This window comes from Rhodanobacter sp. ANJX3, assembly GCF_014200755.1.
GTDB lineage: Bacteria > Pseudomonadota > Gammaproteobacteria > Xanthomonadales > Rhodanobacteraceae > Rhodanobacter.
Map to the genome: position 1 here is coordinate 76,204 of NZ_JACHCM010000004.1, position 15,721 is coordinate 91,924.

The window sequence follows — 15,721 nt, forward strand, 5'->3', positions numbered from 1 at the left end:
TTTTCAGCATCGGGCCGCCCTCACAGCTTTCACCTGCTGGCGCGGCTAAAGTAAGCTCTCAACGTCATCGACCCAGCCACGCCGCCATGAACTCACGCCCGTCGATCCGCCCCGAACTGCGCGAATGGATTCTGTCCACCACGCGCGACGGCCACAGCGTGCCGGACGTACTGCAGCTGATGAAGCAGAGTGGTTACGACCCGCGCCAGAGCCGCAGCATTCTGGCCGACGTTCTGAAGATTCCACTGGCAGCGCTCAACGCGACCACCGTGACGCCGGCCGCCAGCGCGCTGCAGGCCAAGCGAACGCGCCACCCCGAAGCGCCCAGCGTCACCGTCGACGGCCATCGCGTCGACATTTCGATGAGCGTGAACGAGCCGGCGCTGCGGGTTCTCGACGGCATTCTTTCGGACGACGAATGCGCCGAGCTGATCGAGCTGGCGCGGCCGCGCCTGAAGCGCGCCATGACCGTCGATACCGACGGCAAAAACCAGGTCGACAACCGGCGCACCAGCGAGGGCATGTTTTTCGCCCTCAACGAACTGCCGCTGGTCAGCACCATCGAGCAGCGTCTGGCCACCTTGCTGGACATGCCGGTCAGCCACGGTGAAGGCCTGCAGATTCTGCATTACCTGCCGGGGCAGGAATACGAGCCGCACTTCGACTGGTTCGATCCGCAGCAGCCGGGCTTCAGCACCATTACGGCGGTCGGTGGGCAGCGCATCGCCAGCATCGTGATGTACCTGAACACGCCCGAGGGCGGTGGCGGCACGGCGTTTCCGGAAATCGGGCTGACCGTGACGGCACGGCGGGGCTCGGCGGTCTACTTTGCCTACGACAGCGGCGATCAAAGTTCGCTGCATGCCGGCCTGCCGGTGACCAAGGGCGAAAAATGGATCGCCACCAAATGGCTGCGTGAAAGGCCCTATAAACGAGGCTAACCGTCGCCACCCGTTACCCGCGCCGCTGCGCTGCAGCAGCGTTTCGCGTATCCTCAGTGGTCGACTTTTTCAAAACATCAAGGACAATTCATGGGACTGCATCTCGTCTCCGCCGGCCGCGACGTGCCGAACGACATCAACGTCATCATCGAAATCCCCAAGGATGCCGAGCCGGTCAAGTACGAAGTGGAGAAGGAAAGCGGCGCGATTTTCGTCGACCGCATTCTGTCCACCCCGATGCGCTATCCGTGCAACTACGGCTACGTGCCGGGCACGCTGGGCGGCGACGGCGATCCGCTGGATGCCCTGGTCATTCTGCCGCTGCCGCTGATCCCCGGCGCGGTGATCCGCTGCCATCCGGTCGGCATGCTGAAGATGACCGACGAGGCCGGTAGCGATGAGAAGCTGGTGGTGATTCCCACGGCCAAGGTCTTTCCAGGCTACGCCCATATCAAGGATATGAGCGGCGTGTCGGGGCATTGGCTGGAGCGCATCGGCCACTTCTTCGAGCACTACAAGGATCTGGAAAAAGGCAAGTGGGTGAAGGTGGAAGGCTGGGTCAGCGCCGACGAGGCCAAGGCCGAAATTCTGGCCGGCATTCAGCGCTACCAGCAGGAAAAGCACTGATCGCTGCAGCAGCGCGACTTTGCTGATCGCCAGGCCGGCGCTTCGCAAGAAGCGCCGCTTTTTTTGCACTTTATCTGACCGCATGCTCACCCTGCGGTCGCTATGCTTCGGACTCTTCCGCTCATGGAGCCCGCATGAAAGCCGTCGCCCTTACACGTTATCTGCCGATCGACGATCCCGAATCGCTTGTCGATGTCGACTTACCTCAGCCGACCGCCAGCGGCCACGATCTGCTGGTGCGCGTGGAAGCCGTTTCGGTGAACCCGGTCGACACCAAGGTGCGCTCGCCCAAAGCACAGATCGAGACTCAGCCCAAGGTGCTGGGCTACGACGCCGCGGGCGTGATCGAAAGCATGGGCGAATCGGTCAGCGGCTTCAGCGTCGGCGATCGCGTCTACTACGCCGGCGACATCACCCGGCCCGGCAGCAATGCGCAGTATCAGCTGGTGGATGCGCGCATTGTCGGACATGCGCCAAGGTCGATGGAGGCGGCGGATGCCGCGGCGCTGCCGCTGACCTCGCTCACCGCCTGGGAGCTGCTGTTCCAGCGCATGCCTTTCGACAGCGAGCACGGCGGCAAGGGCAGATCGCTGCTGATCATCGCGGGGGCCGGCGGCGTGGGGTCCTTGGCGATCCAGCTGGCTAGGCGTGCGGGCTTTGTCGTTATCGCGACCGCGTCACGACCGGAGACATCCGACTGGTGTCGATCCATGGGCGCACATCATGTGATCGATCATCGTCAGCCGCTGCCCGCCCAACTGCAGGCGCTGGGCTTTGCGGACGTGGACGCGGCGTTGAATTTCGCCGACACCGATCATTATTGGGAGATCATCGGCGAGATTCTTGCGCCGCAGGGCCATGTCGGCCTGATCGTGGAACCCAGCGGCGCGCTGCATATCGGCGATCCCTATAAGTCCAAGTGCATCGGCATCCACTGGGAGCTGATGTTCACCCGCTCGCGCTACAAGACGGCCGACCAGAACGAGCAGGGCAAAATTCTCGATCGCGTGGCGGCGCTGATCGACGCTGGCGAACTGCACGGCACGCGTACCGAAACGCTCTCTCCTATTTCGGCGGCCACGCTGCGCGAGGCGCATCGACGGCTGGAATCCGGCAAGACGATCGGCAAGCTGGTGCTTGCCGGTTGGTAAGCTAACCGCGGCAGGCACTAACCTGGAAACGAACGAGGGACCGCATGCGGTCCCTCGTTCGTTGCTGCATCCGCCGTCTGGGCGCGTGAGCGCAGCGGCGATCAGTGATGCTTGCTAGAAGTCTTCTTTTCGGGCGCAGGCTTGGCCGGTTCGCCTTTTTTGCCCAGCTGTTCCAGCAGGGTATTCATGTCTTCGGCGTGCTCCTCTTCCATCGCCAGAATGCCTTCCAGCATACGGCGTGTGGTCGGGTCATCGGTGCCGATGTAGTCGATGATCTCGCGGTAGCTGTCGATGGCGATGCGCTCGGCCACCAGATTTTCCTTGATCATATCGACCAAGTCGGTTCCTTCGACGTAATCGGCGTGACTACGGGTCAACAGACCTTCGGGCGAGAGGTTGGGCTTGCCATCGAGCTGGGTGATGCGTTCGGCAATGAGGTCCGCGTGGCCCTGCTCTTCGTTGGCATGCTCCAGAAACTCGGACTTTACGCTCTGCGAATTGATGCCGGACGCCATGTAATAGTGATATTTGTAACGAAGCACGCACACGATTTCGGTGGCCAGCGCGTGGTTCAAGAGCTTCACAACAGTGGCGCGATCGGCGCTGTATCCGGCCGTCATGGCGCCCTTTTCGATATCTTGGCGCGCGCGCTTGCGGATGTTTTCGATGTCGGTAACGAACGGCTTGGCCTTGGCCATGGCTTGCTCCTTAGATGGGTAATAGGCGCCGGCCCGCGCAACGTGATTTACCGGCACCGCCTTAGATTGCCACTAGCCTAGAAATGTCCTTGGTAAGGCCGAGTGAAGACCATCTTGAACGATTCTCGTTGCCGCAAGGGCGGCTGCGCGATGGCGTAGCGCGGCAGAAATCCGAAGGGTTTGCTCGAGCAGCAGTCGGTACGGCTGCGGACTGACCGCTGAGTTTCATTGGCCGCCTTCGACCTTAGACTTCCGCCAACGTCGACAGCAGACAAGGGCATTCGGCCAGATATGGCATCCGCTGCGTGACACATGATGCAGTATCGCCGTTAGCGGGACACGAAAATCCCTGGAACTTGGAACTTCTGCGGATACATCGCCGCGCACGCCGCACGACGTAATTGGCGCCCATCTCGGCCAATAAGCGAACATGCAAATAGACGCTTTGTTCGTGTGCTGCTCCAATAACGTCGAATTTCCTGGCGCTCGTGCCAAGTTCTTGCAGATTCAGCGAACCCGATAGGCACGCAAGAAGGTGGCCACGCCGGCCTTTGCGATGGTTTCGATTTCTGCCGCCGCCGTATCCGGGCATTCGTCGCAAGCGCAAAGGCGACGGAGCAGCAGATCGCCCTTGATCAACGACATGAACTGGATGGCCGCCGTCTTGACGCATGGAATATCCAGCACGCCATCATCGACCGCATCTTGAAACAGCCGCTCCATCAAACGATGGTTTCGGGCGGGCCCTTCCTCCCAAAGCAGCTTGCCGTAGCGGGGGTTGCCTTGACGGCAATCGCTGAGAATCGCGCGAAACGTACCGATGCTGTCGGTCTGACAGTCGATCAGCATATGCGCGTTGGAGATCCTTTTCAGGATCTCGCCGATATCGACCTTCGGATCGTAGGCGTAGATTTCTTCCGGCAGCCAGTCTTGCACCCGTGATCGAATGACTTCACGAAAAAGATTGTCCTTGTCACCAAAATGGCTGTACACGGTGAGTTTGGATACACCGGCGTCGGCTGCGATCGCATCCATGCTGGTTCCGGCGAATGCATTGCGCACGAACAATGCCTTGGCTGCCGCGAGAATCGCCGCACGCTTTTCCATATCCTTCGGGCGGCCTGGCCCCTGAGGTCTGATTTGCGCGCTGATACTCATGCCCGCACCTTCACAAATGATGATTCGAGCTTTATTATACGCAGCGGTTCAATTATTTTCCAAACACTTGTTTCAAAGCGTTCAGACGCGGCGCATGCAGACATCGGCGGATCGCCAGGTGACGGCAGTCAGCCGGTTGCGGTGACTTCCGGCACTTCGAAGGCCGCACGACAACCGGCAGTCTGTCATCGTGCCTCGTCCACTACGTTGTCGGGCTCCCGCTGCTGCAATTATTCTTTTCCACCTTATTTGATCGACACGGGACACGAAACAATGGCAATGAACTTCGATCAAGCGCGCTCGAACATGGTGGAAAACCAGGTGCGCCCTTGGGAAGTGCTCGATGGCCGAGTACTGGACGTCATCGGCAAAATTCGTCGCGAAGACTTCGTCGCCGCTGCACACCGTCAGCTCGCCTTTGCCGACCTTTGTCTGCCGCTTGGTCACGGCGAAGTCATGATGAAGCCGGTGGTCGAGGGCCGCGTGCTGCAGGCGCTGGATCTCAAGCCGACCGATCGCGTGCTTGAAATCGGCACCGGCTCGGGCTTTCTTACCGCCTGCCTGGCCAGCCTCTCGGCCCACGTCACCAGCGTGGACATCCATGCCGACTTCACGATGGACGCCACCAAGAATCTGCAAAAGGCCGGCATCCACAACGTCGCCCTCGTCACTGGCGAAGCCGTCGAGGGCTGGCAGCCGGATGAATTATTCGATGCGCTGGTGGTTACCGGTGCGGTGTCGAGCATACCGGCGCGCTGGCTGAGCTGGCTGAAGACGGATGCGCGCGCGCTGGTCGTTCGTGGCCAGTCGCCCGTGCAGCATGCCACCTTGCTGACCCACGAAGGCGCCGGACGCTATCGGGAAGAGACGCTTTTTGAAACCGATCTCCCCTATCTCACTCACGCCGAACCGCTGAAGCGTTTCGTCTTTTAAGTTCGCCCCCGACCGATTCCCCCACGAGGCACCCCATGCGTTTGAAGCTGCTCTCTCTGGCGTTGGCTCTCGCCGCCATTTCGCTGCCCGGCCATAGCGAAGACCTCCTCGATGCCTACCGGCAGGCGCGCGCCAACGACCCCGTGCTGCAGCAGGCCGACGCGACCAATCTTTCCACGCGCGAAGGCGTGCCGCAGGCACGTGCGCTGCTGCTGCCGCAGATTTCCGCCAGTTACGGACTGACCCAGACCAGCGGCGGCAGCTCGTCCTCCAGCAGCCTCACGGGCACCGGCAGCAACAGTTATCTGTGCGACGGCATCGCCGCCGGAACCGGCACGTACGCCTGTACCGGCCCGCTGTCCAACAGCACGACGGGCGGCAACTCCGATACCGGCCACGTGCGCACGCGCAACCTGTCCGGCCAGATCGATCAGGTGATCTTCGATTTCAGCAAGATTGCCGATCTGCGGGCCGCCCATGCCACCGCCGATGCCAGCGAGCAGACCTACCAGTCCGCCGAGCAGGACTTGTATGTGCGCGTTGCCACGGCGTATTTCACCATTCTCACCGACGAGGATGCGCTGACCTTCGCCAAGGCGAACGAAGACGCCTACAAGAAGCAGTACGACCAGGCCGACGCGCAGTTCAAGGCCGGCACCGCCGCGATCACCGGAGCGTACCAGGCGAAAGCGGCGTACGAGGCGGCCAAGGCCCAGACCATTACCGCGCAGAACACCCTCAACGACGCGCGTGAAGCGCTGACGCAGATCACCGGGCAGCCGGTCGGCGATCTGAAGAAGCTGCGCGACGATCTGCCGCTCGATCCGCCCGTGCCGGCCGATCCGAACGCGTGGGTGCAGGATGCGATCAAGTACAACCCCAGCATTCTTTCCCAGCAGTACACCGTCACCGCTTACGAACACGATATTAGCGCGGCACGCGCCGGCCACCTGCCTACCCTCAATGCCACCGTCAGCCGTGCGAAGAGCACCGAGTGGCTGCAAAACGGCAGCGCTTCGGCATATACCGGCAACGGCCGCTTCGGCAACACGATCGGCGTGACGCTGTCGGTGCCGATCTTTTCCGGCGGTGCAACGCAGTCGCGCGTGCGTCAGTCGATCTACCAGCGCGATGCGGCCAAGGACTCGCTGGAGTCCGAGCGCCGTCTGGTCGTTCGCACCACGCTGAACTACTACCGTTCGGTGCTGGCGGATATCGAGGAGGTGCGATCGGGCAAGGCCGCGGTGGAATCCGGACAGAAGGCGCTCGACGCCACGCGCGCCGGGTTCAATGTCGGCACGCAGACCATCATCGACGTGCTCAACGCGATCCAGACCCTGACGTCGGCCCAGAACACGTACTCGCAGGCGCGTCACCAGCTGGTGCTGGACAAGCTCAACCTGCGCTACTCGACCGGACGGATCGAGTACAAGGATATCCAGGCAGCCAACGTGCTGCTGCAGTAAACGCGTCGGCCGCACTCAAAACTTTGAGCATGGAAAGTAAAAACGGGCCATAAGGCCCGTTTTTTTATACGCCTGACTATTCCTGCAGCAGGCTGTCGATCATCCGCATGATGCGATGCACGGCGCCACGCTCGCGATCAAAAACCGTCTGCGCGGCCTGCCCCATACGCTCGCGCCTGGCCGGGTCCAGCAGCAGCGCCAGCACGTCTGGACCCAGCGCCTCGCTATTGGCGACGCGCTCGGCGCCGCCCTGCTGCATCAGACTGACGGTGATTTCCTCGAAATTGAACGTGTGCGGTCCCACCAGCACCGGTATCGACAGCGCTGCCGGTTCCAACACGTTATGTCCGCCGATCGGCACCAGGCTGCCTCCGACAAAAGCGACTTCCGATGCGGCAAAAAACGGCATCAGCCGACCCATCGCATCGATCACGAAGACCTGATGCATCGGCAGCGGCAGACCATCGACGCTGTAGCTGGCGGTGGTGAAACCCAGGCTGCGTACGGATTGCTCGACCATGCGGAATCGTTCCGGATGACGTGGCGCCAGCAGCAGCAGCGCATCGGGCAAGCGCTTGAGCACCTGAAGATGCGCCTGCAGCACAGCCAGTTCCTCGCCCTCGTGCGTGCTGGCCGCCATCCATACCGGCCGCCGCGCGCCCCAGTGCTCGCGCATCGCAGCGCCATCGGTGACGGCACCGCAGGGGATCGGCATGTCGAACTTTATATTGCCGGTGACCACGAGCTGTCGGGGATCGGCACCCAGCAATCGATAGCGCGCCGCGTCGGTGCGCGACTGCGCGGCGATTTGCCGGACACAGCGCAGCGAGGATCGCACCAGACTGCGCAGCGGTTTGTAGCCGCGCAGCGAACGCTCCGACAGGCGCGCATTGACGATCATCAGCGGAATGCCGCGATCGCGGCAGGCAAAATAGAGATTCGGCCAGATTTCGGTTTCCACGATGAGCGCGAGTTGCGGCCGCACGCGCTGCATGAAGCGGTTCACCGAGAACGGCAGGTCGTAGGGCAGGTAGACGTGGAACACGCTGTCGCCGAACAGCTGATGGACCCGCGCCGTGCCCGTGGGCGTTACCGTGGTGATCACCAGCGGCGCGTTCGGATAATCGCGTTGCAGCGCCTTGATCAGCGGCTCGGCCGCATTGACCTCACCGACCGAAACGGCATGAATCCACAGGCTGCCGTTGAAGCCGGGGGCTTCGAAAATGCCGAATCGCTCCGGCCAGCGTCGGTGATAGGGCCGCGAACGCACGCCGCGGGCCAGCAGTCGCAACACCAGCAATGGTGTGACCAGATACATCGCAATGGTGTACAGAAAACGCAGCAAGAGAATCCGCCGATCAGCCGATAAATCAACGTTCAAGTATAGCCACAGCGATTTGTGCGAGCCGCCGCCGAAAGCGCCCGTTACAATGGTGCGGATGCCAGGCATGCCACGCCCCCGTTTTATCCGATCGCTGCTCGCACCACGTCATTGGCCGGCGTGGGTTGGCGTTGCCGTGATCTGGCTGATCGCTCGACTTCCGTACGCCGCGTTGCTCTGGCTCGGCCGTCGCCTCGGCGGATTGGTCATGAGAGTGCCGTCGGCACGCCGGCATATCGCCGAAACCAATATCGCGCTGTGTTTTCCCGAGCTCGATGCCGCGGCTCGGCGACGGCTGGTCGACGACAATCTGCGCGACATCGGCCTGATGCTGGTGGAATTTGCGCTGGGCTGGATGGGCAGCGAAAAGAAGATCGCCAGCATCCCCATCGTCATCGAGGGTCTGGAGCATCTGGAGCAGGCGCGCGCCCGCGGTCAGGGCGTGCTGCTGGTGGGCGGCCACTTTTCGCATCTCGAACTTTGCGCGCGGCTGGTTTCGCAGCGCATTCGCATTTCCGGCATGTACCGCAAGATGGACTCGGCCGTGTTCGAGTGGGCCGTACTGCGTGCCCGGCTGGATTACGCCACCACCATGTTCGACAAGGACGACCTGCGCGGCACGGTGAAGTATCTGCGCAGCGGCGGCACGCTCTGGTACGCGCCCGATCAGGACATGCGCAGCAAGGACAGTGTCTTCGTGCCGTTTTTCGGCGTGCCGGCCGCCACCATCACGGCGACGCATCATCTGGCGCGGCTGTCCGGCGCCGCGGTGATTCCGTTTTTCCATCGCCGCCTGCCCGATGGAACAGGCTACGCACTTCGCCTGGGCGCGCCGCTGGAAAACTTCCCCAGTACCGACGCACTGATCGACACGGCCAGGGTGAACGGCTGCATCGAGCAGATGGTGCGCGAGTCGCCCGAACAATATCTGTGGGTGCACAAGCGCTTCAAAAGTCGACCTGAAGGGCAGCCAACGCTGTACTGAGGCGCGACAGATTCGCGACAGGAACCCGCCCGAGAATCGCGCATCGCCTGAATTAGCTGCGCTGCCAGACCGGCGGCGCATTCCGGGCAGCTCAAGGAAGACTTTGCGTCCATGACTTCACCCGCCAACACCCATCTAGCGGCGATTCCGATCCTGATGTATCACAACATCGCGCCGGCGCCGCGCGACCTTGCGGTCTACCGCAGCCTGTACGTGAGCCCCGGCGCATTCGGCCGCCAGATGTGGCTGCTGCACCGGCTTGGCTATATCGGGCTGTCCGTCACGGCGGCCGAGCCCTATCTGCGCGGCGAGAAAAGCGGGCGGGTCGCGGTCATCACCTTGGATGATGGCTACGCCGACAACCTGCAGTCCGCCATGCCGGTGCTGCAAAAATGGGGGTTCAGCGCGACCTGCTATGTCGTCAGCGGACAGATCGGTCGCTACAACAGCTGGGACGACCAGCGCCTGGGTATTCGCAAACAGCTGATGACCACCGAGCAGCTTCGTGCATGGCGCGACGGCGGCATGGAAATCGGCGCGCATACGCGCACCCATCCCCGCCTCACCCAATGCACCGAGCCGCAGCTGCACGGCGAAATTCGCGGTTGCAAGGAAGAGCTGGAGGATCGCATCGGCAGCGAGGTAACCCAGTTCTGCTACCCGTATGGCGATGAAAACGAGCGTGTGGTCGAGGTCACCCGCGAGGCCGGCTTCCGCACGGCCACGACTACACACCGCGGCCGCGCTGTCGCTGGCGACGACTTGTGGCGCCTGCCGCGCATGCAGATCGCGCGCCACCATCTGCTGCCGCAGTTCGCCATGAAAGTCTTTTCCGGCTACGAGGATCGGCGTCGATGAAGTTTCTATTTGTCGGCACCAACCCTGAACACACCGGCGCCGCGACCCATTTCGTGGCGCTGGCGCAGGCCATGGCGGAAGCGGGGCACGACGTCAGCGCGGTGGTCTATCCGGACGGCCTGATTTCGCACGGCTTGGCCGGATCGAACGTACGCCTGCACCATGCGCGGTTTCGCAATATCTTCGATGTGCGCGGCTATCGCGCGGTCTTTGCCGCAGCGAAAGAACAAAAGCCCGACTGGCTGGTCGGCAATTTCGGCAAGGAATACTGGCCTCTCGTTCTTTGCGGTCGACTGCTCGGCGCGAAGGTGGCACTGTTCCGTCACCGTACGCCCGCGATGAGTCGCCTTTCCGGTTATTTCCTGCCGCGGCTGGCCGACCGCTTTTTCGCCGTGTCCCACTATGCCCGGCAGGCGTACCTCGATAGCGGCGTTCCCGCCGAGCTGGTGCAGATTCTGTACAACCCGGTCAATCTGGGTATCTACCGGCCCGACGCCGAACAGCACCGGCGCATTCGTCGCCAGATCGGCATACCCGAAGACGCCATCGTCGTGGGCTATTTCGGCCGCATGAGCGACGGCAAAGGCATCTTCACCCTGCTCGAAGCCGCCGGCGCGGCGATGCGCGACGAACCGCGGCTGCACTGCCTCTGGGTCGGCGACGGTCCCGATGCCGCGGTCCTGCGCGAGCGCGTCGCGGCACATCCTGAAACGGCGCACCGGCACCATTTCACCGGTTGGATGGAAGACGTACACCCCTTCTACAACGCCATCTCGATGCTGGCCTTTCCCTCCAAGCGGCCGGAAACCTTTGGCCGAGTGGCAGTCGAAGCGCAGGCTTGCGGCATACCCGTACTGGGAAGCAACGTTGGCGGTGTACCGGAAACCCTACAGGCAAACGCGACGGGGCTGCTCCTTGAACCGGGAAACGTCCCCGCTTGGCGTGACGCGATCCTCACGCTGAGCAACGCCCATCGGCGCGAGACGATGGGCCAAGCCGCGCAAGCCTTTGTTGCCACAAACTTCAGCACGTCAGTCATCGCTGCAGCGTTTGAAAAAACGCTGACAAGTCGCCGGATTGCAGCCGTGGACGCCTCTGCGGGGCAGACGGCTTCACTATGAGCCGATCCCGGCCCTTAACCTGACTCCCGTGCACAGCCGAATCAGCGGCGACCGCTGGCGCAACGGGAGACATTTCGATCGCATCGTAGAAACGGCGAGTCCGGTGCGGTACGTCTAGGGCCGGATATTTCCACGCCGCTTAGCCTCGTGCAGCTTGGCGTACTTCAAGAACGCATAGAAGGCGCCGGTAACGCTGGCGATAAACCCCGCCCAGCCATTCAGAAAATAACGCTTGCCGATGTACTGGCGCAGAAAAAAGACCGGCGGATAGAACACCATGCGCAGCCCCGTGAAACGCTGACGCTTGCGCAGCTTGTACGCGACCATGCCGGTGGTGTAACGGTTGATCTTTTCTATTCGGGTGGCAATGTCGCTGTCGCCGTTGTTGACGAAGTCGGCGCGATGCAGGGTCTTTACCGGTCCGCGTACCTCGACGGCAGAATGGACCTCGACATCGTTCATGCCGCCGCGGCGTCGATCGAAAAGCCGCAGGTGTCCGTTGCGCCAGCTCAAGCGGTGCTGCACAGTCCAGAACATGCGCTCGCGGCGCGGCAGGCGAAAGCCCGCATGACGAGGAGCAACTAAAGCCTCTTCAATGATCTCTCGGGTTCCAGGCGAGAGGATCTCATCGGCATCCAGGTTGAGTATCCAGTCGTGACTGGCCATGTCGTAAGCGCGCTGCTTCTGCGGGCCGTAATCGTCGAAGGGATGTACGGCCATGCGTGCACCATGCGCTTCGGCAATGCGTGCCGTGGCATCGGTGGAGCCGGAGTCGAGCACCACGATTTCGTCGGCCCAGTCGACTTGGCGAAGGCACTCGTCCAACGTATCGGCGTTGTTGAAAGTGATCACGACCACCGACAGCGGTTCACGCGACATGGCCGACCGCCCCGTCCGCATCGCTTCCATCAGAGGCTACTTCAACAGATATCGATGCGCACCATAGTCCAAGCAGCCAGCCAAACAGCAAGCCCCACCACGCCGAATAGAAGGCCAAATGTGTGTTTAGAGGAAACAGCATCACGCCGATCGCCACTGTCGCAGGAAAAGCCCGCGCGCGCGCCGCTGGACCCACATTTCGCCAGGCGCAAAATGCCAGGCAGGCGCCCGCAAGCCACAGCAGCAACCCCACCGCCCCGGTTTCACAAAGTATCTCCAACACCAGCTGGTGCGGATGACAGGCGCCTTCGCCTTCGCCGCACGACTCGTCCATCACAAAATGGTCCGTCGCCGGCGCGAAGTGCGGATAGGCATAACGAAAACCGCGCACGCCGACGCCGTTGATGGGATGCGCCGCGATCATCTCGGCGCTGGCATGCCAGATATCCAGCCGTCCGCTCAGCGCCGTATCCACCGATTGGGGGTCTCCACGCAGCGCAATCAAGGTGCGGTCCATGCGGCTGTGGAAACGCTCGGAGGTTTTCCACGCGACACCTCCTGCCAGCACAAGCGCGCCGGCAACGACCGCGCAGAACCCGATAAATCGGGTCGGCGTTCTAGCCTCACGCCAGACGAAAGCCACCGCGACCAGGGCATAGCAAATCCACGCCGCGCGCGATCCGGCCAGCAGCACGGGCCCGAGCAAAAAACCGAAAGACAGCAGCAGCCCAGGCAAACCCCATCGTCGGGACGCGGCCCAGAGCGCGAAAGGCGACAACACGGCCAACGTCGGCCCCAGCTTGAGATTGGCGGCGCCAAAAATGCCGGATAGACGTTCGGCCTCGGCATGGCCGCCCAGACTCCAACCGGTGAATGCCTGAATCCAGGCATCGGCGGCCCAGAACGCGACCACCAGCGCCACGCCGTCGAACAGCATCTGCAGCTTTTCGGTGCGACGAATCGCGAAGCAGGCGTACAAGCCCAGAGGAACGTATCGCAGGATTGCCGCCACCGTGCCCCAGCTCTTGCCGGGAACCACGGAGCCGAAGGCGGATATCAGCGCCGCGCCGATATACGCTGCCAGCAGCCACAGCAGCAGACGCGCGCCGGTATTTTCCCGCAGCGCATGCGGATACCTGGCAAAGAGCATGATCACCCCAAGCAGGCAAAGTACCGTACCCAGCTCAGAACTGCGCCCCACCGGCAACAGCGCCACCACCAGCCAGAACGGCAGCAGCGGCGAGCGCAGCGCGGCCTTGAGCGTGGAGCGAATGGGAATCATGCAACCCGCCGTGATGAAGACAATGGCGCATTGTAGGCGAGCGGGTGTTCGGGAGACCGAACTCAGCTGCCGGCGACCTCCGCATACAACGCCAGCGTGGCCTGCTGCATGTCGACCAGTCGATAACTTTGCAGCGGAGCGATCGGCGGGGCAACGCGCAGCAGTTCGGCCGCACGATCCACCAGCTTTTCGCGATCGCCCGGCGGCACGCGACCGGCAGGATACAGTTCGGCCAACAGCTCGCCGACGCCACCGTGGGCGTAACCGAGCACCGGCCGACACAGCGACAGCGCCTCGATCACGGTGCGCCCAAACGATTCAGGCTTGTTGGACAACTGCAGCACCAGCGTGGATATCGCATAGATATCGCGCACGTCGCTGCGCGACGGCGTCAGCACTACTTGCGAGGTGACGCCGCGCACACGGATCAGCTCCTGCAGCTCGGCCAGATACTCCTCACGACCCGGCTCCACGACGCCCAGCAGCAGCAGGCGCGCTTCGACACCGCGACGCTTGAGATCGGCCAGCAGTTCGATCGCATCGTGGTGTCCCTTGAGGCGGGTGCCGCGGGCCGGAAGCGTCAGCAGCGGCGCACCAGCCAGCGCCGGGTACTCGGTGAAAAACGCCTTCGTCCACCCGTCGTCCGGGCGGTGGCCGTAGGGGAACGCAGCGGCATCGATGCCGCGCGGAATCACCCGCACGCGGCTCGACTCGAGCCAACGGTAGTGGCTCAGCACGTAGTCCCGCAGGGTCTGCGACACCGCAATCACTTTTTCGCCGCGCAGCAGAATCGCACTGTAGCGACCGGGCGAATTGAGCCCGTGCACGGTGGTGACGAAATGTGGCCGCGGGGTTAGCCCCTTGATGGCCCACCAGCCCAGCCACGCCGGCAGCCGCGAGCGCGCATGCACGATGTCGGGTCGTATCTGCTGCAGCAGACGACGAAGCTGGCCAAGCCGTCCCAGCGTCCGCAGCGACTTGCGCGCCAGGTCCAGCGTGATGTGTTCGCCGCCCTCGGCCTGCAGCTGCTCGACCATCCGGCCGCCCGCAGAGATCACCACCGAGCGATGGCCCGCCAGCACCAGTGCACGGGAAATCTCCAGCGTCGAACGCTCCGCACCGCCGGCATGCAGACGCGGGATGAGCTGGACGACGGTAAGCCGTCTGGCTGGCGCCATGGCGCTAGGCGCGAGCTCTGGGCTAATGACTTTCATCCGATGGGTAAAGCAAAAACAGTGCCGCTGACTGCAGTGAAGTAACGCCTGCGATCAGTCGCGCAGCACGTATTTGGCACCGCAATAGGCGCAAACGGACTCGCCGCCGTCGCCCTCGATGGGCAGATAGACCTTCGGATGCGAATTCCACACCTCCATGCCGGGCATCGGGCAGGACAGCGGTAGGTCGGCGCGCGTCACTTCGTAACGATTTTCGGCATTGGCCGGCACCAGCGACACGGCAGAAACGGGGCGCGACATGAGGAACTCCGGACGATCTGACAAGAGGAGAATGGTAGCAGGCTGAGCGCTCACGTCGGATAGGCCATAGCCAGATATGGAAAACCCGCGCCGTTGCCGGCGCGGGCTGGGGTCAATCGTGTTGGCGTTACCGCGTGGCTTACTTGGCCGCGTCGGCCTTGGCGACCGCGCCTTCGGTAGTGATGTGGATCTTGATCTCGTCGCTGACGTTGGGCACATAAGCCGCCACGCCGAAATCCGAGCGCTTCAGCGTACCGGTGGCGTCGAAGCCGATCGCCTGCACCTTCTTCATCGGATGCTCGCCGACCTTGTTGAGCTTGGCATCCAGCACGACCGACTTGGTCACACCGTGCACGGTCAAGTCGCCGGTCACCTTGAACTTGTCGCCACCGAGCGGCTGCACCTTGGTGCTCTTGAAGGTCACGTCCGGATATTTGGCGGCGTCGAAGAAATCCGGCTTTTTCAGATGCTCATCAAGCGCGCTGACATGGGTATCCAGATTGGTCAGCGGCAGCGTCACTTCCACGCTGGATTTGGACGGCTGCTTCTCGTCGTACACCAGGGTGCCGCTGCCCAGCGGCAGGTTGGCGGTAGGGTTGGAAAAGCCGAAATGATTCCAGGTGAACAGCACCATCGTATGGCCCGGGTCGAGCTGGTAGGTGACCGGCGCGGCCTGGACCGAAGAGACGGCGGCGCCGAGCAAACCGGCGATGGCGAGAAAACGAAGAGTGCGCATGAGGTATCTCCTGGGAAAGGTGAGAGCTTG

Annotated in this window: 16 protein-coding genes; 8 read left to right on the plus strand and 8 right to left on the minus strand. The window is 62.6% G+C overall.

The window, feature by feature from the left end:
- Positions 1 to 86: 86 nt before the first annotated feature.
- The 3 genes from HDE76_RS12120 (at position 87) to HDE76_RS12130 (ending at position 2,719) form a co-directional block, all read left to right on the plus strand.
- Positions 87 to 941 carry a 2OG-Fe(II) oxygenase gene (locus HDE76_RS12120; protein WP_184507922.1) on the plus strand — a complete coding sequence of 285 codons (855 nt, stop codon included), beginning with the start codon at positions 87 to 89 and terminating at the stop codon, positions 939 to 941.
- Between the two features lie 90 nt (positions 942 to 1,031).
- Positions 1,032 to 1,568 (plus strand): inorganic diphosphatase, encoded by a 537-nt coding sequence (ppa, locus tag HDE76_RS12125; protein ID WP_179480714.1) that lies wholly within the window; start codon positions 1,032 to 1,034, stop codon positions 1,566 to 1,568.
- 134 nt (positions 1,569 to 1,702) lie between these two features.
- Positions 1,703 to 2,719, plus strand: a complete 1,017-nt coding sequence (locus HDE76_RS12130; RefSeq protein WP_179480712.1) for a zinc-binding alcohol dehydrogenase family protein — start codon at positions 1,703 to 1,705, stop codon at positions 2,717 to 2,719.
- Positions 2,720 to 2,820: 101 nt separating this feature from the next.
- Here the strand turns inward: HDE76_RS12130 and HDE76_RS12135 are convergent, their stop codons facing one another.
- Together HDE76_RS12135 and HDE76_RS12140 are read right to left on the minus strand one after the other, a co-directional pair.
- Positions 2,821 to 3,417, minus strand: coding sequence for a DUF892 family protein (locus HDE76_RS12135; protein WP_179480710.1), 597 nt, complete (start codon positions 3,415 to 3,417; stop codon positions 2,821 to 2,823).
- Positions 3,418 to 3,924: 507 nt separating this feature from the next.
- Positions 3,925 to 4,575 carry a TetR/AcrR family transcriptional regulator gene (locus tag HDE76_RS12140; RefSeq protein WP_255457825.1) on the minus strand — a complete coding sequence of 217 codons (651 nt, stop codon included), beginning with the start codon at positions 4,573 to 4,575 and terminating at the stop codon, positions 3,925 to 3,927.
- 273 nt (positions 4,576 to 4,848) lie between these two features.
- On the opposite strand from HDE76_RS12140, the gene HDE76_RS12145 reads away from it, so the two are divergent.
- The gene (locus HDE76_RS12145; protein WP_179480708.1) at positions 4,849 to 5,508 is read left to right on the plus strand and encodes a protein-L-isoaspartate O-methyltransferase; all 660 of its coding nucleotides are present in this window, start codon (positions 4,849 to 4,851) and stop codon (positions 5,506 to 5,508) included.
- A 35-nt stretch (positions 5,509 to 5,543) separates the two neighbouring features.
- The gene (locus tag HDE76_RS12150; RefSeq protein WP_184507925.1) at positions 5,544 to 6,974 is read left to right on the plus strand and encodes a TolC family outer membrane protein; all 1,431 of its coding nucleotides are present in this window, start codon (positions 5,544 to 5,546) and stop codon (positions 6,972 to 6,974) included.
- Positions 6,975 to 7,050: 76 nt separating this feature from the next.
- Here the strand turns inward: HDE76_RS12150 and waaA are convergent, their stop codons facing one another.
- Positions 7,051 to 8,316: a lipid IV(A) 3-deoxy-D-manno-octulosonic acid transferase gene (gene waaA / locus HDE76_RS12155; RefSeq protein WP_255457833.1), complete on the minus strand. Its 1,266-nt coding sequence runs from the start codon at positions 8,314 to 8,316 to the stop codon at positions 7,051 to 7,053.
- 106 nt (positions 8,317 to 8,422) lie between these two features.
- Between waaA and lpxL the strand changes: the two genes are divergently transcribed.
- The 3 genes from lpxL (at position 8,423) to HDE76_RS12170 (ending at position 11,319) form a co-directional block, all read left to right on the plus strand.
- Positions 8,423 to 9,340, plus strand: a complete 918-nt coding sequence (lpxL, locus tag HDE76_RS12160) for an LpxL/LpxP family Kdo(2)-lipid IV(A) lauroyl/palmitoleoyl acyltransferase (RefSeq protein WP_255457824.1) — start codon at positions 8,423 to 8,425, stop codon at positions 9,338 to 9,340.
- A gap of 111 nt (positions 9,341 to 9,451) precedes the next feature.
- The gene (locus HDE76_RS12165) at positions 9,452 to 10,198 is read left to right on the plus strand and encodes a polysaccharide deacetylase family protein (protein WP_255457823.1); all 747 of its coding nucleotides are present in this window, start codon (positions 9,452 to 9,454) and stop codon (positions 10,196 to 10,198) included.
- A complete protein-coding gene (locus HDE76_RS12170) occupies positions 10,195 to 11,319 on the plus strand; it encodes a glycosyltransferase family 4 protein (protein ID WP_184507927.1) in 1,125 nt (374 codons plus the stop codon). The genes HDE76_RS12165 and HDE76_RS12170 overlap by 4 nt, the downstream gene beginning before the upstream one ends.
- Before the next feature lie 114 nt (positions 11,320 to 11,433).
- Here HDE76_RS12170 and HDE76_RS12175 read toward each other — a convergent pair whose 3' ends face one another.
- The 5 genes from HDE76_RS12175 to HDE76_RS12195 form a co-directional block, all read right to left on the minus strand.
- A complete protein-coding gene (locus HDE76_RS12175; protein WP_179480698.1) occupies positions 11,434 to 12,198 on the minus strand; it encodes a glycosyltransferase family 2 protein in 765 nt (254 codons plus the stop codon).
- Positions 12,188 to 13,480, minus strand: coding sequence for an O-antigen ligase family protein (locus HDE76_RS12180; protein ID WP_179480696.1), 1,293 nt, complete (start codon positions 13,478 to 13,480; stop codon positions 12,188 to 12,190). Before HDE76_RS12180 ends, HDE76_RS12175 begins: the two co-directional genes overlap by 11 nt.
- Positions 13,481 to 13,542: 62 nt before the next feature.
- On the minus strand, positions 13,543 to 14,658 hold the full coding sequence (locus tag HDE76_RS12185; protein ID WP_255457822.1) for a glycosyltransferase: 1,116 nt from the start codon (positions 14,656 to 14,658) through the stop codon (positions 13,543 to 13,545).
- A 90-nt stretch (positions 14,659 to 14,748) separates the two neighbouring features.
- Positions 14,749 to 14,955, minus strand: a complete 207-nt coding sequence (locus HDE76_RS12190; RefSeq protein ID WP_179480692.1) for a zinc-finger domain-containing protein — start codon at positions 14,953 to 14,955, stop codon at positions 14,749 to 14,751.
- Positions 14,956 to 15,094: 139 nt separating this feature from the next.
- Positions 15,095 to 15,691 (minus strand): YceI family protein, encoded by a 597-nt coding sequence (locus HDE76_RS12195; protein ID WP_184507930.1) that lies wholly within the window; start codon positions 15,689 to 15,691, stop codon positions 15,095 to 15,097.
- Positions 15,692 to 15,721: the final 30 nt, after the last annotated feature.